The following is a 23,040-nucleotide window of genomic DNA, read 5'->3' as shown; positions in this document are numbered from 1 at the left end:
TCACTAGTTCCGTCCATTTCGGGCTTTTTCATTTGCTATAATTTTTTAGCAGATATTTTATTTGCTTTGAATATTGCCTTTGCAAGGGAAAAGCCTAATGTCCGAACAAAAAAAAGTAAGTCCTGTTTTAAATGAACAAAATTTGCTTATTTTGTTAAAAAAAGTAAATTTTTTAAAAACCTTAAAAGAACGACAAATAAAAAAGCTGGTTAAATATTGTGAACAGGTCAATCTCAGCAAAGATGAGATTTTATTTCGTCAGGCTGATCCTTCCGACGGTTTTTATATTTTATCGTCAGGTCAGTTGGCCGCTATCTTGGAAAATGATAAAGGCAAACAAGTAGTGGGTATCGTTCATCCAGGCGAAACGGTAGGTGAATTAGGTGGGCTTAGTCATTGTCCCCGGACATTAACGATTAAAACCCTTACTGATGCTGTTCTCATCAGGTTTTCGCATGAAAACATTAAAACGTTTATGGATAAATACGGCTCTGCCGAGTTGTACATGCAACTGCTGGACACCATTATAGCCCGCTCGCAATCTGTTATTAAACTGTTGGGAAATGAAAAGTTGTTCCATCATTCTGTTCTGATTCCAGCAGCAAACCATCCTGTTCCTGAAGCGTTCATCGATGCTTTGAAAAAAAACACTCATCCCAATCATCGTTTGTTGCTGGTGGATGATACTTATTTGCCTGAAGAAGATGTGGAAAAGAAGATTGAAAAAATCAGGGAAATGATGAAACAGGCTGATGAGAACTGCCAACGCTTGCTTTTTATTATAAAAACATCTGAAAGACTACGTCAGTATCTGCAATGGTATATGCAACATCAGGACATGCCACTTTTCCAAAACATTGACGGATTGTTTGTCATTGCCGATGCGAGCAAGGACAGTACCTTAAGTGAAGAAGTGAAGCAATTGCTGAAAGCTGAATTCGCTCCTTTTCTTTCCAGAAAGGAATTGATTTTGCTGCATGAGCCAGCACCTGTCTGCCCAAAGAACACAAAACGATGGCTTGCTGAAGGTGAATTTAGTTTTCATCATCATCTACGTTACCGTTCAGAGGATTTTCTTCGCCTGCTTCGTTTTATTCTCGATAAACCCAATGCAATGGTGTTAAGCGGTGGTGGCGCCAAAGGCTGGGCTGCCGTGGGTGCAATAAAAGCGCTTCAAGAATCCGGCATTCCCATTGATGCTATTGCGGGAACAAGCGCCGGCTCTATTTTCAGCTCAGCTTTTGCTCTATGCCAAGATTATAAGGCAGCCTATCAAATGATAAAGCCGATAGCCAAAATAGGCTATAAAATGTTTGCCCCCAAACATTGGTCTTACCCCTTGATTTCAGTGACCAGTGCCAAACATGTGACCCATACCTTGCAGGAGGTGTTCGGGGATTTGCAGGTAGAAGATCTCTGGTTGCCTAACTTTTCTGTTGCCGTGAATTTAAATACGGGGAAAGAAGTGTTTCAAAGTCGGGGAGCTGTATGGGAAGCGGTTCGTTGCAGTACATCCATTCCCCTGGTTTACCCTCCTTTTACTAAGAAGGGTGAGATGATTGCTGATGGCGGATTATTAAATAATTTATCAGTGGATAAAATGCGAGAGTTTACCAGCCATGGCAGCTTTGTATTTGCACTGAATTTAAAGCCTTTTACAAGCAGTGGGCATTATGATTTTCCTCCTATCATCACCTTTATAAATGGGTTGATGAGACGTTGCAATTTGATTAAGCCCCCTTATCATTACCCCTCTCTGGTGGATATTTTTTTGAAATCTTTAATGATTGGCTCACTGAGCCGTACTATTGATAATGCCAAAGCTTCTGATGTTTTAATAAGCCCAGAAATGGAAGAGATTCCCTGGCTTAATTTACCGCCCGATAAAATAGAACTATTAATCGATATGGGTTACACAGCCACGATGAAAGAAATCAAAAACTTAAGCATTGAAGCCAACACGCAGATCTTGAGTAACATGAGCATATAATTGCAGAAAGTGGTTTCTCTGCACCTTGCTCATTGTGTTACAATCCGCAGGTGTCTAGGAGTAAGTGCCCAGCCTTGCTCGGGGGAACGGCCATATTTGGCTTATCTTGCAAGAAACTTCACTAAAAAGTGCTCACATTGGTCACTATACTGCGCTTTTTTAGCAAAGTTTTCTCGCAACCGGAACTCAAATTAGTCCGTTTGTAATATGTCAACATAGAGGGTTGAGCCATGATGTCCAGGACACCTGTTGCTTATTACTGGTTTAAATAGTACAAAAATGGTACTATATTTAATATAAGACTTGTTCAGTACTAGATTATTTTAGGGGAGAATGTTATGCTGCGCATCAGCAAACTGGCCGATTATGGAACAGTGGTTATGGTGTATCTTGCCAAGCGTCCTGAAGCGTTATGCAATGCGCGGGAAATAGCAAAACATACTCATATTACTGTGCCAATGGTCAGCAAATTATTAAAACGTTTGACCGCTGCAGGTTTGTTGGTCTCTGCGCGCGGTGTCACGGGTGGTTATCGTTTACAACGGTCTGCAAAGCAGATATCTGTGGCTCAGATTATTTATGCCCTGGAAGAACAACGTGGACTCACAGAGTGTAGTTTGCAGCCTAATGAATGTTCTCTGCAGGGAGTTTGTCATGTACAGGGGAATTGGCGTTTGATAAGCCAGGCGATTGAGACGGCACTGGACAGTGTGAGTTTGGAGTCGCTGGCAAAACCATCTCTCCAGGCGGTTGAAGTGGACCGCATTCAGCAATTAGCAAGTGGAGTTAGTCGTGGCTAAAAGCAATGAACAAATTAATTCCCTGATTGAAAGGGAGTATCAACACGGTTTCGTGACTGAAATTGATGTGGATACCTTTCCGCCCGGTTTAGATGAAGAGGTCATTCGTCGTTTGTCAGCTATTAAAGGGGAGCCGGAATTTTTATTGGAGTGGCGGTTGAAAGCGTTCAGACATTGGCAGACCATGAAGCATCCGCATTGGTCCAGTGTTCATTATCCTCCGATAGATTATCAGGCAATCTCCTATTATTCTGCGCCTAAAAAGAAAGAAAATGCACCTAAAAGCCTGGATGAAGTGGACCCAGAGCTGTTGCGGACTTATGAAAAACTCGGTATTCCTTTAAAAGAACAGGAAATGCTGGCTGGCGTTGCTGTGGATGCGGTTTTTGATTCTGTTTCTGTGGCAACTACCTTTAAAGCAAAACTTGCTGAAGCAGGGGTTATTTTCTGCTCTTTCTCAGAGGCTGTACGTGAATATCCTGATTTAGTGCGCAAGTATCTGGGTTCGGTGGTTCCCTATCGTGATAATTTCTATGCCAGTTTAAATTCCGCCGTATTCAGTGACGGTTCTTTTGTCTATATTCCCAAAGGCGTGCGTTGTCCGATGGAGTTGTCCACGTATTTTCGCATCAATGCGGCATCAACCGGTCAGTTTGAACGAACATTGATTGTGGCTGATGAAGATAGTTATGTTTCTTATCTTGAAGGTTGTACGGCGCCGATGCGGGATGAAAATCAATTGCATGCGGCAGTGGTTGAGTTGGTGGCGCTAAAGGGTGCGCAGATTAAGTACTCCACAGTACAGAACTGGTATCCTGGCGATAAAGAAGGAAAAGGCGGTATTTATAATTTTGTTACCAAGCGAGGAGCCTGTCGTGGGGAGCATTCCAAAATCTCCTGGACGCAAATTGAAACAGGTTCTGCCATCACCTGGAAATATCCCTCTGTCATTTTACAGGGCGATAATTCTATAGGAGAGTTTTATTCCGTAGCATTGACCAATCATTTTCAACAGGCGGATACGGGAACAAAAATGATTCATTTAGGTAAAAACACTCGCTCAACTATTATTTCCAAAGGAATCAGCGCCGGCCGTGCTCATAATGCTTATCGTGGGCTTGTACGCATTGCACCTACTGCTGTGAATGCCCGTAACTACACACAATGTGATTCCATGCTCATGGGCAGTGAGTGTTCTGCACATACGTTTCCTTATATCGAGGTCAAGCATCCTTCTGCCCAGGTGGAACATGAAGCAACAACCTCCAAAATCAGTGAGGAACAGCTATTTTATTGCCAACAGCGCGGTATTGATACTGAGGATGCTGTATCGATGATTGTCAATGGTTTTTGTAAACAGGTATTGAAAGAATTGCCTATGGAATTTGCAGTGGAAGCCACTAAATTACTAGGCATCAGTTTAGAAGGGGCAGTAGGTTAAATATGTTAACAATCAAACAGTTAAATGTTGCAATAAACGAGAAACCCATTTTAAAAGGTATCAACCTCGAGGTAAAAGCAGGAGAGGTGCATGCGATCATGGGGCCTAATGGTTCAGGTAAAAGTACTTTGTCGAAGGTACTTGCCGGTCATCCTTCCTATGAGCTCACACAGGGTGAAATGATTTATCAGGGTGAAGATTTGCAGCCTTTATCGCCTGAGGAACGCGCTCGTGCCGGTATTTTTATGTCCTTTCAATACCCTGTGGAAATACCGGGTGTCACCAATATTAATTTTCTCAAAGCAGCGGTTAATGCGGTTCGAAAAGGACAGAATCGAAAAACACTGGATGCTATTGAGTTTTTAAGTTTTATTCGAGAGAAATGTCAGTTGCTGGATATGGATGAAAGTTTTTTATATCGCAGCATCAATGAGGGTTTTTCCGGCGGTGAGAAAAAGCGCAATGAAATCTTACAAATGGCAGCCCTTGAGCCTAAGCTTGCCGTTCTTGATGAAACAGACTCAGGGCTTGATATCGATGCCCTGCGCATTATTGCCCAAGGGGTCAATGCCATGCGTTCTCCGGAACGTGCCATTATTCTGGTGACTCATTATCAGCGTTTACTTGATTACATAGAACCGGATCATATTCATGTGCTATCAAATGGCCGAATCGTTAAATCCGGCGATAAATCATTGGCTTTAGAGCTTGAGAAAAAGGGCTATAGTTGGCTTGAGGAAAGGGAGGAAGCATGAGCGAACTCCTGAGGTATTATCATGAGCAGGCAAGAGCCAGTTTATCATCGATGCCCTGGCTTGCCGAGCTTCAGCAAAAAGCACTGCGGGATCTCTCGCAGCAAGGATTTCCGAAGCGCTCGGATGAGGACTGGAAATACACGCGAATAGAACCTTTATTAGAGCATAAATTCATTCCTGGTCGTGCGCAGAAAACGGTAAAGCCTGATTATACCACTGATGCTCCTGTTGCTCACCAGGTTCGCATCATTAACGGCCAGGTTTTTGATATAGAGAAAGTAGCCGGTGCATTGCCGCAAGGGGTTATTCTTCTGTCTTTATCGGAGGCTTTAAGGCAACATGCAGATAAAATAAAGCCTTATCTCGGTCAGTGCTTTTCTCATGAGCATGGATTTCAAGCGTTAAACACGGCCATGTTACAAACAGGTGTTTTTCTTTATTTGCCCAAAGGGGTTCAGCTTGAACAGCCCTTATTACTGACTCATTGGCAGGATGAAAAAGAGCAGGCTGTTCACGTTCGTCATTTGCTGATTGCTGAAGAAAACAGTCAGGCCAGCATCCTGGAAGAATACCGGGGAGCCGAGCAGTGCATGTATTTGACCAATACGCTGACAGAAGTGATGGTTCATGCGCATGCCAATATCAGCCATTATAAAATACAGCGTGAAAGTCGTATGGCTTATCATATTGGCCATGTTGCTGTAAAACAGGAGCAGAACAGTCAATTTAACAGCCATTCCTTAAGTTTGGGCGGTAAGCTGGTACGCAGTGACGTGCATATTCAATTATTACAAGCACAAACCAGTTGTTTGCTGAATGGCATTTATGCGCCTGGGAAACAGCAGCATGTTGACCATCATACCACAATCGAGCATTTGGTGCCCAATTGCAGCAGTCATCAGGACTATAAAGGCATTTTGGCAGGGCATTCCAGGGCGGTATTTAATGGAAAAGTGATCGTGGCTAAAGGTGCACAAGGTACAAACGCCAGACAGCAGAATAAAAATCTGCTGCTATCCGAGCAGGCAGAAATAGATACCAAACCACAGCTTGAAATTTTTGCTGATGATGTGCTTTGCTCTCATGGTGCCACAGTGGGGCAATTAGATGAAGAAGCTTTATTTTATCTGGCAACCCGAGGCATAGAGCGGGAAGAAGCCAGTGCTTATTTAATTCAAGCTTTTGCTGCCGAGAATATTCAGCTCATTCCCGAGCCAATTTTGGCAGAATGGATGAGTCATTTGTTAAATCAACAATTAGGTGAAAACAATGGATAATGCAGCTTCCTTGATTGAATCTCTGGATATTAACGCCATCCGCGCTGATTTTCCTGTATTGCATCAAACCATTAATGATTATCCTCTGGTGTATTTTGACAACGCTGCTACCACGCAAAAGCCTAAAGCGATGATTGAGGCCATGTCAAAATTTTATGAGCATGATAACTCCAATGTGCATCGAGGTGTTCATTCTTTAAGCGTCAGGGCTACTTTGCTTTATGAGGCGGCGCGAGGAAAGGTCAAACGCTTTATCCATGCCAATTCATCAACAGAGTGTATTTTTGTAAGAGGAACCACTGAGGCCATTAACATGGTCGCGCAAAGTTATGTTGCGCCAAGAATTTTGCCGGATGAGGAAATTCTTATTACTCATATGGAACATCACTCCAATATCGTACCCTGGCAAATGGTATGCAAGAAAACAGGCGCCAAACTTAAAGTGGCGCCCATTTCATTGTCTGGTGAAGTGCTGCTCGATGAATTTGAGAAATTACTGAACGAAAACACCAAGTTTGTATCCATTAATTATGTATCCAATGCTTTGGGAACCATTAACCCGGTTAAGCAAATGATTGAAATGGCGCATGCCTATGGAGCCCTGGTGTTACTGGATGGAGCGCAGGCTACACCCCATTTGCCGGTCGATGTCCAGGATTTGGATTGTGATTTTTATGCCTTTTCCGGCCATAAAATGTACGGTCCCACGGGCATTGGTGTGCTTTGGGGAAAAGAGCGATTACTGGATGATATGGCGCCTTATCAAGGCGGTGGTGAAATGATCAACTATGTTACTCTGGAATCCTTTGACTATGCATCGCTGCCTCATAAATTTGAAGCCGGTACACCCAATATTGCCGGCGCTATAGGACTTGGGGCAACCATTGACTATCTATGGTCCCTGGATATGGATGCTATTTTAGCTTATGAAGCGCATCTGCTGGAGTATGCCACTGAAGCTGTAAAATCGGTGAAAGGATTTAATATTATTGGAACCGCCAAAGATAAAATTCCAGTGATCTCCTTTGTTCATGGGAAGATTCATGCGCATGACATTGGTACGATCCTCGATAATGAAGGCATTGCTATTCGCAGCGGACACCATTGCACCATGCCATTAATGGATTTTTTTGATGTGTCAGCAACAACAAGAATATCCTTATCGTTCTATAATACAGAGCAGGAAATTGATCAGTGCATGGAAGCCTTGCATAAAGTAAAAGAGGTATTTGCATGAGTATGGAATTGCGAGAGCTTTATCAGGAAATCATTATTGATCACAATCGCCATCCGCGAAATCATCATTCCATGGACGATGCAACCACTCAGGCGAATGGTTATAATCCGCTTTGTGGGGATAAATTGACCGTTTATCTTAAAATGGAAAAAGGCCGATTAGCGGATATCAGCTTTGTCGGTTGTGGCTGCGCCATCTCGCAGGCTTCAGCTTCCTTGATGACGGAGGCTTTAAGAGGAAAGAGCAAAGAAGAAGCGGAAGAGATGTATCATCATTTTCACAACATGTTAACTCGAGATGAGGTCAGTGGCTCTGTTTCCATGGATAAACTGGCCGTGTTGGCAGGGGTTAAAGCTTTTCCAGCCCGGGTTAAGTGTGCCACTTTGGCATGGCATACCTTTGAAGCTGCATTAAATAAAAAAGAAGCCACAGTGAGTACGGAGTAGAAGCGATGTTTGGCCTGAAAAAAAAACAGGATAAGGATGTGTTGAAAGAAGCTATAATTGCCGCCTTGAAAACGGTTTATGATCCGGAAATCCCTGTTAATATCTATGATCTAGGCCTGATTTACGATATTAACGTGGATGATAAGCAGCACGTTGATATTAAAATGACCTTAACGACGCCTGGTTGTCCCGTTGCTCAAACTTTCCCCGGTACCGTAGAGCAGACTGTTCTTAACGTCGAAGGGGTTAATGAGTGTACGGTTGAGTTGGTCTGGGACCCACCCTGGACACAGGATCGTATGACTGAAGCCGCACGACTTGAATTAGGTTTATTTTATTAAATATGCAAACAACGTCCTGGCATCCTTCTGCCTCCATTGAAACACTGCAGCAGCGTGCAAAGCTTATTAAAAACATTCGCCGGTTTTTTGAGCAGCGCGACTATCTGGAAGTAGAAACGCCTGCCATGAGCCGTTTCGCTGTTACCGATGTTTATTTGAATAATATTGAAGCTTCTTTTCGTCAAAAGACCTATTATTTACAGACGTCACCGGAATATCATATGAAGCGCCTGCTTGCAGCAGGTAGCGGTCCAATTTTTCAGTTGGTAAAAGTATTTCGTGATGATGAACTTGGGCGATGGCACAACCCTGAATTTACCATGCTTGAATGGTATCGGCCAGGGATTGACCACCATGCTTTAATGGAGGAAGTTAACCAGCTGCTGCGAGAGGTATTGCATTGTCCAGTTTTAATTAAAAAAACGTATCAGCAGGTTTTTAAAGAAAGTTGTGAGATTGACCCTTTTAAGGCCAGTTTGAGTGATTTGCGCCAGATTTTAACCCATTTTGGATTGGATGGTGTTCTGCCGGAAAATGAAGTAGAAAGGGATCAATATTTATTTTTACTGATGAGTCATGTGATTGAACCGTTTTTGGCTGAAACTAAGGCGCCTGTGGCTGTTTATGATTTCCCCGCTTCTCAGGCTGCTCTGGCAAAAACGAACACTGCAGGTTTTGCTGAGAGGTTTGAAGTGTATTATAAGGGCGTGGAATTGGCTAATGGTTTTCACGAGTTGACTGATGTCGGCTTACAATCAGCTCGTTTCCATCAAGATAACGTACATCGCAAGGCACGAGGTTTATCTGTAAAACCGATTGATGAATATTTTTTACAGGCTTTAAATTCCGGGTTACCTGAATGCAGCGGTGTGGCTTTGGGAATTGACAGGCTGATAGCCTTATCCTTAGATAAACCAACGCTTGCAGATGTCATGGCTTTTGATTTCAATAGGGCATAAATCTTGTTGTTGTACGGTGAACATTGTCGATGACTGGGAAAATACAACCTCACGAATGACCGCAGTATCCACACGAAGCTCTGTTTGGGCCTCGCTATCAAGTAGCGGGGATTCGATGTAAAAAATGACTTTGGAAAAAAATAATTCCACGAATGACCGCGGCATTGTAAGTTACAAAAAATTATATAATGGCCATTAAGAGAGTAGCCCCTTATTGTAAAAATAAAGGGCACGGGCGTGAGCGACCGTCGCGGAATAGGTTTTAACAACCGTCTGGATCAAGGTACTCTAGCCCTGCTCTCGAAACGTTTGAATAGTTGAAAGGACTCTGATTAAAGAACGTCCGCTTACAATCCTAAACAATAAAATTTCGAGGCGCGCATGTCATTATACAGTAATTATATTGGTATCGATATTGGAAAAATTTCTTTTGTTGTAGCGATGTATGGCTCAAAAAAGATATACGAATATGAAAATAATCCGACAGGTATTAAAGCGTTTATAAACGATTTCAAGAGTAAATTAAAATATGCTTTAACTGTATTAGAAACGACAGGCGGTTATGAGATGCAATTATTGCTCACTTTGTGTGAGTCAGGGTTTGCAGTACATCGAGCTAATACACGTAAGGTCAAACGATTTATTCAATCTTATGGCAATGAGGCAAAGACGGATAAACTGGATGCCCTCTCATTGGCTTTATATGGGTATGAGCGAGCACAACGACTAGAACTATTTACTCCTCAATCAACAAAAGCCCTTGCCTTATTTGAGTTGGTGCAGCGTCGTAATGATTTAAAACAAATGCTTGTTGCAGAAAAGAATAGATTAAAAGCTCCTCGCGCGGACATCATCAAAGCGAGCTGTAATGCAATGCTCGAGGTGCTTAATAATCAAATCAAGACCATTACAGATGAAATAAATACCTTGATAGAGGCTGACTCTGTGTTAAGAGAAAAAAAAGCTATTCTAAAAACTATTCCCGGCATAGGGGATATCATTGCTAATGAGCTTCTTGTCTTATTACCAGAATTAGGTTCCTTAACGCGACGTAAAATTGCTTCGCTTGCTGGCCTTGCACCAAAGGCAAATGATAGCGGGCAGTTTAGCGGTTATCGGTGTATTGGTTATGGCAGATGTGGAATTAAGCCCATATTATTCTTAGCTGCCATGGCTGCAAGAAATTCAAATTCTAGCTTAAAATCTTTCTACAATCAGTTAATTTCTTCCGGAAAGAAAAAGATGGTAGCTTTAACTGCTTTAATGCGAAAAATCATTGTTATTGCAAATGCCAGAATAAGAGATTTTAATTCGGGATTATTTTGTGCATGATGATAGATTAATTAAATTTAAAAAAACGGTTAAGACATAGTTGATCCATACAAAGCTAAATTTCAATGACAAATCGATTTAAGCGAGCTCATAATGGAATAAACCTCATTATCCCCGATGATTAAATGATCAAGCAGACGGACATCTATGAGCTCCAAAGCGTTTCGCATTCGCTTTGTCACCTCAAGGTCCTGTTGGCTGGCATCAGAGAGGCCGGACGGATGATTATGCGCCAGAATTAATGCAGCAGCGTTCAGTTGCAATGCCCGCTCGACCACTGGACGCGAATAAACCACTGCAGAATGGATGGTACCTTGAAACAATTCTTCATAGGCCAGTACACGATGCTGATTATCCAGGAAGAGCGCTGCAAAAGTCTCGTGTTTTTTATCCCGCAATTGTTTTTTTAAAAAACAGTAAGTTTGTTGTGTATTGGAAAGTTTGATGTTTTTCTGTAAAGAAATGAAATCGCTGCGGCGACAGATTTCTTTACCGGCTTGAAGTTGTGCAAAGCGGACGGTTCCTAATCCGGCAATTTTTTTAAAACTGGTCAAATCGGCGTTGAGGATAGCGCGTAAATCACCGAAAAGCCCAATTAAGTCCATGGCCAGTTGCAGACAGGATTTTTTGTTGCTGCCTGAGCTGATGAATACAGCAAGCAATTCGGCATCGGAGAGGCTTTTAGCGCCTTGGTGAAGTAATTTTTCACGCATACCAAGCGTGCGGGGCGCAAGGACGGTATTCATTTTTTCTATTCCTTTATAGCGAAGTTTATGCTTTGATCTCAGATATTGTTATTAAAATTAATCTATCATGCAAGATTTTCGCAATAAAAAAGTTTTGGTTGGTGTTTGTGGTGGCATAGCAGCTTATAAATCCGCCTTTCTTGTTCGTGAACTGACACGTGCAGGCGCTGAAGTTCGCGTGGTCATGACAAAATCGGCGCAGGAGTTTATTACTCCCCTGACCTTCCAGGCTCTGAGTGGACATGATGTGCGTTGTGCGTTGTTTGATGCGCAGGCTGAGCGGGCCATGGGGCATATTGAACTGGCACGCTGGGCTGATTATTTGCTGATTGCCCCTGCAACAGCCAACGTTCTGGCAAAAATGGCTCAGGGCATTGCTGATGATTTATTATCCACATTATATCTTGTGGCAGAAATACCGGTGATTGTTTGTCCGGCGATGAATCGCAGCATGTGGGCTCATCCATCGACACGTCTTAATTGTGAGCAGCTGCTTAGTCGAGGAGTGATTTTCATGGGACCAGGAGAAGGTTCGCAGGCTTGTGGAGATGAGGGATTAGGGCGGCTGAGTGAGCTGGAGCACATTCTTAATGCTTTGCGTCTTTGCAATGTTAGCCAGCTACTTACAGGACAGCAGGTGTTAATTACGGCAGGTCCTACACGAGAGCCTGTTGATCCGGTCCGTTATTTAACCAACCGAAGTTCTGGAAAAATGGGTTATGCATTGGCTCAAGCTGCGGCTATTGCTGGAGCAGAGGTCGTTTTGATCAGTGGGCCAAGCGAACAATTACCTCCAGAACATGTCAAGTTGATACCCGTTGAAACAGCGCAGAATATGTATGAAGCAGTTATGGAGCATTTGCAATCGGGTATGATATTTATTGGCGCGGCAGCTGTTGCTGATTATCATTGCGTACAGCCAGCCAATGAAAAAATGAAAAAAAGCCAACGCTCATCGATGTCGCTTGAGTTTGCCCTAAATCCAGACATTCTTGCGGAGGTTGCTGCCTCCGGTAAAGCTTTTACGGTGGGCTTTGCGGCTGAAACAGAACATGTTTTAACCTATGCCAGAAAAAAACTTAAGCAAAAGAAACTCGATATGATCATCGCCAATCAAGTAGGTGAAAATTTGGGATTTGATCGGGATGAAAATAAAGTTACCGTACTCACTCCAAAGAATCAAATTGAATTGCCTGAAGAACATAAAGTTCGAATTGCAGGAAAAATTATTGCAATCATTGCCGCATCTTTGCAAAATGACGCATAACTCTTCAGCACGATTCACAAAAAGCTGTATTAGATACATTTTAATCCAGTCTGTATTCAAATGTAGCTTTTTACCCTGTTCGATAAATCCTGCTGAACGGTTACAATGATGCAAAAAACACAGGAGAAAGAAACATGCGGCAGGGCATTCAGTTAAAAATACTTGATTCACGTATCGGTAAGGCCATTCCTTTGCCCCAATATGCAACCACCGGTTCTGCCGGTCTTGATTTACGGGCCTGTTTGGATGACTCACTTCAGATAGCACCACAAGAGACGGTGTTGTTGCCTACCGGACTTGCTATTCATATTGCTGACCCCAACCTGGCTGCTGTGATTCTGCCACGTTCCGGTCTTGGTCACAAACATGGCATTGTCCTGGGTAATTTGGTAGGACTTATTGACTCGGATTATCAGGGAGAATTGAAAGTCTCTTGCTGGAATCGAAGTCAGGAGCATTTTACCGTTCAGCCTGGAGAGCGTATTGCACAATTGGTTTTTCTGCCCGTGGTCCAGGCCGATTTTGAGATAGTTGAGTCTTTTGCGGATAGTCAGCGCGGTGAAAATGGATTTGGTAGTTCTGGGAGAGTATAGATGTATCAGCAGAAATCAATTCATCGCTCTGTGTTCAGAGCATACGATATTCGCGGTATTATAGATCAGGATTTAAATGAGGATGCCTATTACGCTATCGGACGGGCTTTTTCCTGTCTTTTGGCTGACAGTCAAAGAGACAAGGCTCTGTTGGCCCGCGATGGACGATTAACGAGCGAAAGGCTGGCCTCTGCTTTGAAACAAGGACTGCTTGACAGTGGCATTGATGTTGTTGATTTAGGTGCCGTAGCAACGCCTGTTCTGTATTATGCCACGCATACTTATGGAATTGATTCGGGATTGATGGTCACCGGCAGCCATAATCCCTCTGAATACAATGGCATTAAAATGGTTTTGGCGGGAAGGACTCTGGTGCAGAAGGACATTGATTTGCTCTATGAGTTGGTCTGTTCCGAAAGAAGCATGGATGGTCAAGGTAGGGCGCAGGATTTTAATATCATTGAAGAGTATAAGCAGCGAATTTTGTCGGATATTCATCTAGAACGTCCCTTGAAAGTGGTGGTCGATTGTGGTAATGGAATTGCCGGAGCGGTGATCCCTCATGTCATAGAGCAACTGGGGTGCACAGTGATTCCTTTGTATTGCGAGGTTGATGGCCGCTTTCCCAATCATCATCCTGACCCAACCATAGAAGCCAATTTAGCTGATTTGAAGAAAGCAGTCATTGAGCATCAAGCTGATCTTGGCCTTGCTTTTGACGGAGATGCGGACAGATTGGGTGTAATTACTAACAAGGCTGAGCTTATCTGGCCTGATCGTTTAATGATGTTATATGCCAAAGACATATTAAAGCATCAGCCTAAGGCAACCATTGTTTTTGATGTCAAATGTTCCAGCCATCTGGCAAAAGTCATTGAGGCTGCTGGAGGCAAAGCTAAAATGTGTCCGACGGGACATTCCATTGTCAAAGCCGTCATGAAAGAAGAGAAGGCAGCGCTTGCGGGTGAAATGAGTGGACATCTTTTCTTTAAAGACCGATGGTATGGTTTTGATGATGCTTTATACAGCGCTTGTCGCTTATTAGAAATCTTAAGCCAAAGTCCTCAAAAAGTCAGCGAACAATTTTTTGACATACCAGACAGTGTGAATACACCAGAAATAAAAATTGGTATTTCCGAGGCTCTGAAATTTGAATTTATGCAACGCTTTATTCAATTAGCACAGTTTCCCGAAGGGAAAATGCTTCATATTGATGGTCTGCGAGTAGAATTTGCCAACGGCTGGGGACTGTTAAGAGCATCGAATACAACGCCTTGTCTTGTGGCTCGCTTTGAAGCGAATGATCAGGCAAGTCTTGCAGAAATACAAACTTTATTCAGGGCTCAATTACAACAAGTGGACAGTACGCTCAATATTCCCTTTTAACACCGAAATATATTCGGCCGGGCATTCAAAATATGAGATTTTAGGCGATTTAATTTTTTTGTCCATGCCGTCAACATAAGGGTTGGGCTATTACCATCTTTTTTGCATGATGGCCGGAGAATGATCGTTCTCAAGCAAAGCTGAGCGTTCCATTTTATTTGGGTGCTTGTAGGGCTTGTTTAAATGACAAGGCCTGTTGCAGATGAGAAACTGACACGCTGTTTTGTTGCTTCATATCGGCTATGGTTCGGGCAACTTTGAGTAAGCGATGATAACTGCGAGCAGACAATTTGAGTTTGTCCATGGCCTTGCTTAGAAATTGCTGCTCAGGCGATCCAAGTGAGCAAAGTTGTTCGCAAGCTTTAGCGCTTAAATGCGCATTCAGGCAATCCTGACGCAACCATTGTGTTTTTCTTATGCTTGCCACTTTTTCTCTAAGGACAGCACTTTGATTTTCCTTTTGTTCATTAGGCTTGATGAGTTCTTCTTTTGACAAGGGATAAACATGAATTTGCATATCAATACGATCCAGTAAAGGCGCGGATAATTTACCAAGATAACGACTGATGCGATCGGGGCTGCACAAGCAGTCAGCCTGAGGATTTCCCCACTGACCGCAAGGACAAGGATTCATTGCGGCAATGAGTTGAAAATGAGCTGGAAATTCCATTTGTATAGCTGCTCTGGAAATACAAATATGACCAGATTCCAAAGGTTCTCTTAAAGTTTCCAGAACATGGCGATTAAATTCCGGTAATTCGTCAAGAAACAAAACACCACAATGAGCGAGAGAAATTTCGCCGGGTTTAGGTGGATTACCACCTCCGACAAGAGCAACAGGTGAGGCCGTGTGATGCGGTGAGCGAAAAGGCGGTATTCGCCATTGCTGAAAATTAGGCAACTTGCCGCGAATAGAGTGAATAGCCGCACATTCCAGCGCTTCATTTTCCGAAAGATCAGGCAGAAGTGTGGCAAATCGTTTTGCCAGCATGGTTTTACCGCTGCCTGGCGCGCCGCTTAATAAAACGCTGTGGCCTCCACAGGCTGCTATTTCCAGGGCATGTTTCGCGTGAGGCTGACCTTTAACCTCTGACCAGTCGAGTTTTTGATCATCGCGAGTAACTTCAGGTCTGGGTGGCAGGGTTTGTAAGGTTGTATCCCGGCATAGATAACTGCAGACTTCTCTTAGATGATGTGCTGTGTAGACGTTTTGATGTCCTGCAAGAGAAGCTTCTTCCTCATTATCATGGGCGATGATGAGTTGTTGTTTCTCTTTAAAGGCAGCAAGAACAATAGGAATGATGGCTGTGACGCCTCTCAGGTGGCCATTGAGCGCCAATTCGCCAATGAACTCATGGTCGGCTAATTTTTGTTGGGAAATTTGTCCGGAAGCTGCAAGAATGCCGATAGCAATGGGTAAATCAAAACCACTACCGGACTTGGGTAAATCCGCTGGAGCCAGATTGACCGTGATTTTACGACAGGGAAATTCAAACTGGCTATTGATAATGGCACTGCGCACGCGATCCTTGCTTTCCTTCACAGCCGTTTCAGCCAGTCCTACAATGGTGAAAGCAGGAAGACCATTGGAGAGGTGAACTTCTACAGAGACTGATCGTGCGACAATGCCCACAGCACTGCGCGTTTTAATGATGGCGAGGTTCATGGGTTGGAATTCCTTTATTTTTTTAATGGATAAAGCGTTATTTTTCCGTTTTATTCTGGGCTTGTTGCTTGGTTAAACTGTCAATCTGCATTTGCAGGGTATCCACTTTTTCACGAGTTCTTGCCAGAACTTTACTTTGGACATCAAACTCTTCACGAGTGACCAGGTCAAGACGGGAAAAAGCAGCCAACAGGATCTCCTTAAATTTCTGCTGCATTTCCTTTTCAAAGTTTTGTGCGCTTTCCGGGAGGGCTGCAAATAGTTTTTTGGCAATTTCATCAAATTGTTTGGGATCGAACATGATCTATACTCCTGTAGATTGTCATCAGACTACTTTTCAAATTCTACTGCAGAGGAGAAGGTCACCGGCGATAGTGCTCAAATCCTACACACTCCTCTGGTTCTGCGCTCTGTGCCTTTGCGCACTTCTCTGTAGCAAGTTTCGAAAGAGGTTTATTCGCAGTTTAGCAAAATTAGATGGACATGATAATTATTATTTGTGCAAAGGCAGGGAAAACCATAAAATGATGGACTCTATACACAAATATAAAGCTGATATTGACTTTTTCAATAACAACGAACTGACATTAAAGACCTGGTGGTTGAGCGAGTGACTCTGATGAAAATGATTGTAGCAATTATTAAACCTTTTAAGCTTGACGATGTCCATGAAGCTTTGATAGAAATCGGTATTCCTGGTATCACGATTTCAGAAACCCGTGGTTTTGGTCGGCAGAAAGGGCATACTGAATTGTATCGCGGCGCAGAATACGTGGTGGACTTTCTGCCTAAAATAAAAATTGAGCTTGCTTTGCCCGATGAAATGGTTGAAGCAGCCATTGATGCTATCTGCAAATCTGCCTATACGGGCAAAATTGGAGACGGTAAGATTTTTGTCTATGAACTGGATCAGGTTATAAGGGTGCGTACCGGTGAAGTAGGCAGGGATGCACTGTAAATAATAGCTCGCCTGCTCGTGAAACGGCCATTTTGAACGCCCTCAAAATAATAGATTAGCCCCCATGTTGAAGTTTTATCGTAAGAGCTCAACTCCTGCCTTGAACGGTCGGATTTGAGCTGCCGTCAACATAGGCGAGTTATTATACTTAACGCAGCTCACGTTGAATAAAATTCCAGGCTTTTTCGCTCACAGGCATAACCGAGAGGCGATTCCCTTTTTTTACCAAAGGCATATCGGCAAGTTCTTCGTGTTTTTTTAATTCATCTAAAGGGATGATCTCATCAAATTTTTCCTTAAAGCGTATATCGACCATAAACCAGCGCGGATTATCGGGAGTGCTTTGAGAATCAGGGTGATCGCTTTCAGGATCAAAGGCCGTATAATCCGGATAGGCTTCGCTGCTGACTTCAGCGATACCCACAATGCCTGGAGGCTTACAGTTGGAATGATAGAAGAAAATTTGATCACCTATTTTCATATCGTTTTTCATGAAATTTCGTGCCTGATAGTTTCGTACACCATCCCAATGGGTGGTTTGGTTTGGCGAGTGATATAAATCATCAATGCTGAAACAGGAAGGTTCTGATTTCATTAGCCAGTATTGGGTCATGATTGGCTCCAGTATAGTTTTTTTGGGGTTACTACAGCAGTTAAAGGAATGTCCCAGGACTGTACACTGAGAAAACCTTCATGCTGGAAATCATAAGCCACGCCAATCAGTAAAGAATGTTTTTTTTCAGCCAATGTACGATCATAATAACCTGCGCCCATACCCAGGCGAGTCCCCATGTCATCGAAAGCCACCAGCGGCATAAAAATGATATCCAGTTCGTTGACAGGTATAGCTAATTCGCGACTGACATCAGGTTCAGGAATATTAAATCGGTTAGGTTTAAAGGCCGTTGCTGGTGTGGCAGGCAGAAAGGAAAGTGTTAGATTTTCATTTAAAACCGGAAAATAACAGAATTTACCTTGATAAGGTGCTGACCGCCATAATCTTTCCAGATCAATTTCACCCTGAACAGCATGGTAAAGCGCAATTTTTTTGGCATAACGATATTGATGAATTCTGTTGATGCGCGCGCAAACTTTTTCAGAAGCTGCATTTTGATAGGTGGCAGGTAAATGAGAGCGCACCTGCTTGTATGATTTTCTCAGAATTTGTTTAAAGCGATCAACCATGGTCTTTATGAGCGTCAAAATGATAACCGATTATGGCGCAGTTTGTTAAAGAAATTCAAGGGTCGTCAAAGGCATTTCTCAATTGATGAAGAAGATTTTGAAAAAAAATTTAAATATTGAAAAAAGGGGCTTTGCAAAAAAATAAAAAATAATGTATATAACCTCAACTCGACGTAAGGCGTGATGCTTAGGTCGAGTTGAAGTTATATGGCCATCAAAAATGATAATGATAACTGAGAGAAATAACATGAGTGACTTTTATGACGATGATGAGTTGCTGGACATCGAAGATGAATTTGCAGATGCGGATATAGAAACGACATCGAAGGAGTCTTTACGTACTGGTCAGGATGCGCGAAGACGCCTTGAAAGCCTGTTGGAAGAAAAACGTTTAAGAGATGAACTGGATGATTTTGTTGATTATTAGTCGCCTATGTCGCTTTGCCCATCCATTTTTCAGAAAATGTTCCCTGCTACGGAATATTAAAAACGGCAAAGCTAAATCATTACTGTTATGAGTAACGGTATTGTCCTGGACGGTTATCCTGACGAGAGGAGGCTTTCCATCAGAGATCGCATTTTTCTTGGTGAAGGATTATTTGAAACGATTCGCGTGACACAGGCCAGAAGCCGCCATGCGGAACTTCATTGGCAAAGATTGGCTCGTTCAGCAAAATGTCTTGGCATGAAATTTGACGTATCTTTGCAGGATTGGAAAATGCTTCTGCAGCAACACATCAGCCAGGAAAAATTACAGGAAGGGGCTCTCAAGGTTATTCTTACAGGAGGTATAGCTTCTAGAGGTTTAACCAAGCAAGGGAAGCATCCTCAATTGCTCTTGCAGACGTTTCAGTATGCTCGACAGAAAAAGCCCATGCGCTTAATCAGCTCAGATTGGCTTCGTGATGCCAGAAACCCGATGTATGGTTTGAAAACCATTAATTATCTTGAAGCCATTCTTGCTCGTCGAAAGGCCATGGCGGCCCAAGCAGATGATGTTTTGTTTTATAATACAGTCCATCATGTGACTGAAACCAGTTGTGCGAATGTCTTTTTGATTCAGCAAAACAAATTGTTTACACCTCCCCTCGCAGACGGTGTTCTTCCAGGCATTACCCGGCAACGGGTCATCGCCGCCTGTATAAATCAGAATATTAGCTGCACTGAAAAATCATTGACACAGCAGGATATTGGCAATGCTGAGGTTGTATTTCTGACCAATACTCTACAAGACATACAGAGCGTTTGCTCCATTGATGAATTGGTTTTTTCTGTAGAGCATCCTCTATTGGAAAAATTGGAAAACCAATTAAACAAAATATGATGAATTTATCAATAGGCAGGGGTTATCCTGATGCTATTGGTGTCTGAACTGCATTGCTCGCCTCGCCTAACGATCAGAATATTTACAGGATGAAGTACTAGTCCTTGTCGATGTCCTTTTTTAATTGCATTCTGCGACGGTGCATATATTTAAACGTGGTGATTAACAAGGTGGTGACCACCAGAATGACGACACCTGTATTTTTATAAAATTGCTCAGGATTTCTCAAAATTTTGATGCCGGCATGTCCGCAATAGGTATATATAATTTCAGCAGGAATAAGAAAAATAAAAGTGGTTATAAGATAGGTTCTGAAACGGATACCTGTGAGGCCTAGACCATAATTCACCAGATTAAAAGGAATAAGGGGGAGAAGACGCAGAATAGCTACAAACTGCCATCCTCGTCGTTCAACACCAGAAATCAGCTGATTTAACCGCTCGCCTTTTCGTTGTTCAAACCAGTTATAAGCGAGGTAACGAGTGATAAGAAAAGCACAGGCGGCGCCCCAGCTAGCGCCAAGCAAGTTAAGAAGCGTTCCTGCAACAGGCCCAAAAATGGCCCCGCCTGCAAGAGTTAAAACCATAGTAGGCAAGATTAATATGGTAGCAAGACAATAGATGATTAAAAAAAGCAAAGGTGCGAATAAACCAAGGCTTTTAATAGCAGAGATTAAATCAAGCATGTATTGTTGAAAAAACCAGGCACAAACAATGAAAGTCGCTAAAACAAGGGCGAAACAAATGGTTTTTATGTGCTTTATTGTATTGCTCATGACAGACACTTTATTACAGCTCGCAGCTACAAACAAGTTTGAAGATGATTCATTTTTTAGCTGAAAATGAGATATAGTGATATATTTGCTTTTCTAGGGGTTCTGTTTATGAAAATTTTTTTATTAAGTCTCTTGCTGGGGGCTGTTTTAGTCACTGTGATTATGCATTTTTTTCCTAAAATCAATTATAGAAGCATGCCCGAGGGACTTTGTGAAGGGCAGTTGAGCAGTAAAAAAACCAATTGGGTCAGTAGTCAGGTGAAGCGCACCGATACTCATTATGTAGAACCACTTCGTTTATCGGATATTGAGACACTGGCCAATTGCCTTAAGCTGAAATTTCCTTCCATGACAGTGACTGAGGTGAACGACTCTTTTCTTATTGCCTATCGTCAGTCAAGAGTGTTTAATTTTGTGGACTGGATTTGTATCAAAAAAGACGGAGCTGTCAGCGCATCGGCAACCCTGGGACATTCAGATTTTGGTAAAAATCGAGAGTTGGTGGAGCAGATTCGTCTGTTATGTCAGGGCATATGTGGTCAACAGTGCGATTAACCATGTAAACTGCGCTGTGCTGCTATACGCCTGTATTTGGATACTGAATATCAGCTTATTTACTGTTATCTGAATCCTACGATTTTTTCAGTACGTACTCACCTGGCGCATCTGCCAGCGGTTGATAGGGCAGTTTCGCCATTTCAGGTGCATTTTTTAATCGTCCTGAATGTCTTTTCAACCAGGTTATCCATTCCTGCCACCATGAACCCCCATGTTCTGTTGCTGATTTCAGCCACTTTTCAGGTTCCGCAGGTGCGTGCTGATTGGTGTAATAATTGTATTTATTTGCAGAAGGCGGGTTGATAATTCCAGCAATATGGCCTGATCCTCCCAAGATAAATCTCTTAGGACCTTTCAGGAGTTTAAAACCTGCATAGACGCTTTGCCATGGGGCAATATGATCTTTTATCGTGGAAACAAAAAAGCTGGACGTGTCAATACGCGTTACATCCAGGGGTACGTCATTGAGTTTGATTTTTCCTGGTTTTACCAGATCATTATGTAAGTACATCCAGCGTAGGTATTGAGAATGCATGGTGGCTGGCATGTTGGTGGAATCAGCGTTCCAGTACAATATATCAAAGGGAACGGGATTTTTTCCCTGTAGATAATTTTTAATGAAAAATGACCAGATTAAGTCGTTGGCTCGCAGTGAATTGAAACTGGAGGCCATGAACCTGCCAGCAAGATAGCCGTCTTGCCTCATTTTTTCCTCAATGTTTTGGATCTGTTGCTCGCCAATAAAAACGGCCATATCCCCGGGATCACTGAAATCGATCATGGACGCTAAAAAGGTCGCGCTATTGATACTGTCATCGCTCCTGGCCTTATTATAAGCTAGCAAAGAGGCCAATAAAGTTCCACCGATACAAAAACCAAGTGCATTGACTTTTTCAACAGCCAACTGTTTTTTAATGATCTCAATTGCTGTGTGGGGTCCTTCATTGAGATAATGGTAAAAGCTTTTTTGTGCATAGCTGGCATCTGGATTCACCCAGGAAATGACAAAAACCGTTATCCCCTGTTTCACAAGCCATCCTATCAATGAATTCTGCGGGCTTAAATCAAGAATATAATATTTATTGATCCAGGGCGGAATGATCAATAAGGGCAAGGATTTGACTTTTGTGCTTTGGGGGAAATACTGAATAAGTTCCATCATGTCGTTACGATAAATGACTTTCCCGGGAGTGGTTGCAAGATTTTCACCAATGGCAAAAGCATCCGTATCCGTCATTTTGATAATAAGACGTGCAGAGCCGGTCTCAATATCTGATAGAAAATTCTTTAAACCCCTTAACAGATTTTTACCATGGGTTTGCAAGGTCTCAGCTAAAAGTTGAGGGTTGGTATGAAGAAAGTTTGCCGGAGATAATGCATCAAGATATTGGCGCGTGAAGAATTGAATCCGCTTCGCTATCTGCGGATCGCCATAATCTACTTGTTCCAGAAGCGAATTCATGTGCTCTGTCGCCAGTAAATAATGTTGACTGAGCAGATTAAAAAAAGGATTGTTAATCCATTCCTCGCTGCTGAAGCGTTTATCTTGAATAGGCATTGATTTGCCTTCCAGCCAGTGTTGAAATTGATCTTGCGCCAGACCAATGGCATCCTGCATATAGGCAATTTGCATCTGCAGGAATTTTTCAGGATTTTTCAATAAAGCGCTGATGAGTGATTGAAAATCCTGCAAGAGAACAATGTATTGATGAAGCAATTCAGGAAGCTGGGGGGGATTTTTTTTGATGCCCTCAATAATGTTCAGACTTTTGCTTGCAATGGATTGCATAAGATCATGAAGCTCAAGATCCTGGGTCATCCTTAACTCCTGCTGAATAATGTTAAAAGTAATTACATTTATGGCAGTACATATTTACTCGACTTTGTGAATTTTTCCACTTACGAATCACTGCGGCATCCAGTATCTTTATCAAAGTCCAGTGTTTTCCAGGGCTTTAATAAATAGGATTAGCCTTTTTATAGATCTCGTGGTCAAGCCACGTG

24 protein-coding genes are annotated in these 23,040 nt (G+C 42.6%); 17 read left to right on the top strand and 7 right to left on the bottom strand.

Features of this window, described 5'->3' with window-relative positions:
• Nucleotides 1-97: 97 nt before the first annotated feature.
• The 10 genes from E4T55_RS04985 to E4T55_RS04940 all read left to right on the top strand — a co-directional run bounded on the left by E4T55_RS04985 (nt 98) and on the right by E4T55_RS04940 (nt 10,578).
• Nucleotides 98-1,990, top strand: coding sequence for a patatin-like phospholipase family protein (locus E4T55_RS04985; RefSeq protein ID WP_058500693.1), 1,893 nt, complete (start codon nt 98-100; stop codon nt 1,988-1,990).
• Nucleotides 1,991-2,328: 338 nt separating this feature from the next.
• Nucleotides 2,329-2,790 (top strand): SUF system Fe-S cluster assembly regulator, encoded by a 462-nt coding sequence (locus tag E4T55_RS04980; RefSeq protein WP_058500692.1) that lies wholly within the window; start codon nt 2,329-2,331, stop codon nt 2,788-2,790.
• Nucleotides 2,783-4,231 carry a Fe-S cluster assembly protein SufB gene (gene sufB / locus E4T55_RS04975; protein ID WP_058500691.1) on the top strand — a complete coding sequence of 483 codons (1,449 nt, stop codon included), beginning with the start codon at nt 2,783-2,785 and terminating at the stop codon, nt 4,229-4,231. Before E4T55_RS04980 ends, sufB begins: the two co-directional genes overlap by 8 nt.
• A 2-nt stretch (nt 4,232-4,233) precedes the next feature.
• Nucleotides 4,234-4,986 (top strand): Fe-S cluster assembly ATPase SufC, encoded by a 753-nt coding sequence (sufC, locus tag E4T55_RS04970; protein ID WP_058500690.1) that lies wholly within the window; start codon nt 4,234-4,236, stop codon nt 4,984-4,986.
• Nucleotides 4,983-6,263 (top strand): Fe-S cluster assembly protein SufD, encoded by a 1,281-nt coding sequence (gene sufD / locus E4T55_RS04965; protein WP_058500689.1) that lies wholly within the window; start codon nt 4,983-4,985, stop codon nt 6,261-6,263. The genes sufC and sufD overlap by 4 nt, the downstream gene beginning before the upstream one ends.
• A complete protein-coding gene (locus E4T55_RS04960) occupies nt 6,256-7,500 on the top strand; it encodes a cysteine desulfurase (protein WP_115325284.1) in 1,245 nt (414 codons plus the stop codon). The genes sufD and E4T55_RS04960 overlap by 8 nt, the downstream gene beginning before the upstream one ends.
• On the top strand, nt 7,497-7,946 hold the full coding sequence (gene sufU, locus E4T55_RS04955; RefSeq protein ID WP_058500688.1) for a Fe-S cluster assembly sulfur transfer protein SufU: 450 nt from the start codon (nt 7,497-7,499) through the stop codon (nt 7,944-7,946). Before E4T55_RS04960 ends, sufU begins: the two co-directional genes overlap by 4 nt.
• A 5-nt stretch (nt 7,947-7,951) precedes the next feature.
• The gene (locus E4T55_RS04950; protein ID WP_058500687.1) at nt 7,952-8,287 is read left to right on the top strand and encodes an SUF system Fe-S cluster assembly protein; all 336 of its coding nucleotides are present in this window, start codon (nt 7,952-7,954) and stop codon (nt 8,285-8,287) included.
• A gap of 2 nt (nt 8,288-8,289) precedes the next feature.
• Nucleotides 8,290-9,246 (top strand): elongation factor P--(R)-beta-lysine ligase, encoded by a 957-nt coding sequence (gene epmA / locus E4T55_RS04945; RefSeq protein WP_058500686.1) that lies wholly within the window; start codon nt 8,290-8,292, stop codon nt 9,244-9,246.
• 381 nt (nt 9,247-9,627) lie between these two features.
• Nucleotides 9,628-10,578, top strand: coding sequence for an IS110 family RNA-guided transposase (locus tag E4T55_RS04940; protein WP_115325220.1), 951 nt, complete (start codon nt 9,628-9,630; stop codon nt 10,576-10,578).
• Nucleotides 10,579-10,640: 62 nt separating this feature from the next.
• On the opposite strand, the gene radC is transcribed toward E4T55_RS04940, so the two are convergent.
• A complete protein-coding gene (radC, locus tag E4T55_RS04935) occupies nt 10,641-11,324 on the bottom strand; it encodes a RadC family protein (protein ID WP_058500452.1) in 684 nt (227 codons plus the stop codon).
• Between the two features lie 67 nt (nt 11,325-11,391).
• Here radC and coaBC point away from each other — a divergent pair, with 67 nt between their 5' ends.
• The 3 genes from coaBC to E4T55_RS04920 all read left to right on the top strand — a co-directional run bounded on the left by coaBC (nt 11,392) and on the right by E4T55_RS04920 (nt 14,570).
• Nucleotides 11,392-12,591, top strand: coding sequence for a bifunctional phosphopantothenoylcysteine decarboxylase/phosphopantothenate--cysteine ligase CoaBC (gene coaBC / locus E4T55_RS04930; RefSeq protein WP_058500453.1), 1,200 nt, complete (start codon nt 11,392-11,394; stop codon nt 12,589-12,591).
• A 134-nt stretch (nt 12,592-12,725) separates the two neighbouring features.
• A complete protein-coding gene (gene dut, locus E4T55_RS04925; RefSeq protein ID WP_058500454.1) occupies nt 12,726-13,184 on the top strand; it encodes a dUTP diphosphatase in 459 nt (152 codons plus the stop codon).
• On the top strand, nt 13,185-14,570 hold the full coding sequence (locus E4T55_RS04920) for a phosphomannomutase/phosphoglucomutase (RefSeq protein ID WP_058500455.1): 1,386 nt from the start codon (nt 13,185-13,187) through the stop codon (nt 14,568-14,570). It abuts the gene before it with no gap.
• Nucleotides 14,571-14,724: 154 nt separating this feature from the next.
• On the opposite strand, the gene E4T55_RS04915 is transcribed toward E4T55_RS04920, so the two are convergent.
• Both E4T55_RS04915 and E4T55_RS04910 read right to left on the bottom strand, forming a co-directional pair.
• Nucleotides 14,725-16,236 (bottom strand): YifB family Mg chelatase-like AAA ATPase, encoded by a 1,512-nt coding sequence (locus E4T55_RS04915; RefSeq protein WP_058500456.1) that lies wholly within the window; start codon nt 16,234-16,236, stop codon nt 14,725-14,727.
• Between the two features lie 37 nt (nt 16,237-16,273).
• Nucleotides 16,274-16,537, bottom strand: coding sequence for an accessory factor UbiK family protein (locus E4T55_RS04910; protein WP_058500457.1), 264 nt, complete (start codon nt 16,535-16,537; stop codon nt 16,274-16,276).
• A gap of 318 nt (nt 16,538-16,855) precedes the next feature.
• On the opposite strand from E4T55_RS04910, the gene E4T55_RS04905 reads away from it, so the two are divergent.
• Nucleotides 16,856-17,194, top strand: coding sequence for a P-II family nitrogen regulator (locus tag E4T55_RS04905; RefSeq protein WP_058500529.1), 339 nt, complete (start codon nt 16,856-16,858; stop codon nt 17,192-17,194).
• 148 nt (nt 17,195-17,342) lie between these two features.
• On the opposite strand, the gene E4T55_RS04900 is transcribed toward E4T55_RS04905, so the two are convergent.
• Entirely contained in the window at nt 17,343-17,807 is a 465-nt protein-coding gene (locus E4T55_RS04900) for an EVE domain-containing protein (protein ID WP_058500459.1), read from the bottom strand.
• Complete coding sequence (locus tag E4T55_RS04895; protein ID WP_058500460.1) at nt 17,804-18,379, bottom strand: 5-formyltetrahydrofolate cyclo-ligase; 576 nt, start codon at nt 18,377-18,379, stop codon at nt 17,804-17,806. The genes E4T55_RS04900 and E4T55_RS04895 overlap by 4 nt, the downstream gene beginning before the upstream one ends.
• A gap of 247 nt (nt 18,380-18,626) precedes the next feature.
• On the opposite strand from E4T55_RS04895, the gene E4T55_RS04890 reads away from it, so the two are divergent.
• Together E4T55_RS04890 and E4T55_RS04885 are read left to right on the top strand one after the other, a co-directional pair.
• Nucleotides 18,627-18,806, top strand: a complete 180-nt coding sequence (locus E4T55_RS04890; RefSeq protein WP_058500461.1) for a PA3496 family putative envelope integrity protein — start codon at nt 18,627-18,629, stop codon at nt 18,804-18,806.
• Nucleotides 18,807-18,893: 87 nt separating this feature from the next.
• Nucleotides 18,894-19,703, top strand: a complete 810-nt coding sequence (locus E4T55_RS04885) for an aminotransferase class IV (protein ID WP_058500462.1) — start codon at nt 18,894-18,896, stop codon at nt 19,701-19,703.
• Between the two features lie 97 nt (nt 19,704-19,800).
• Here E4T55_RS04885 and E4T55_RS04880 read toward each other — a convergent pair whose 3' ends face one another.
• On the bottom strand, nt 19,801-20,478 hold the full coding sequence (locus E4T55_RS04880; RefSeq protein ID WP_058500463.1) for a TVP38/TMEM64 family protein: 678 nt from the start codon (nt 20,476-20,478) through the stop codon (nt 19,801-19,803).
• 108 nt (nt 20,479-20,586) lie between these two features.
• Here E4T55_RS04880 and E4T55_RS04875 point away from each other — a divergent pair, with 108 nt between their 5' ends.
• A complete protein-coding gene (locus E4T55_RS04875; RefSeq protein ID WP_058500464.1) occupies nt 20,587-21,033 on the top strand; it encodes a DUF1499 domain-containing protein in 447 nt (148 codons plus the stop codon).
• 76 nt (nt 21,034-21,109) lie between these two features.
• Here the strand turns inward: E4T55_RS04875 and E4T55_RS04870 are convergent, their stop codons facing one another.
• On the bottom strand, nt 21,110-22,855 hold the full coding sequence (locus tag E4T55_RS04870) for a PHA/PHB synthase family protein (protein ID WP_058500465.1): 1,746 nt from the start codon (nt 22,853-22,855) through the stop codon (nt 21,110-21,112).
• Nucleotides 22,856-23,040: the final 185 nt, after the last annotated feature.

The organism is Legionella israelensis, assembly GCF_004571175.1.
Taxonomy (GTDB): Bacteria; Pseudomonadota; Gammaproteobacteria; order Legionellales; family Legionellaceae; genus Legionella_D; species Legionella_D israelensis.
The sequence above is the reverse complement of the archived record's forward strand: the minus strand, read 5'-3'. Positions and strand labels throughout refer to the sequence as shown.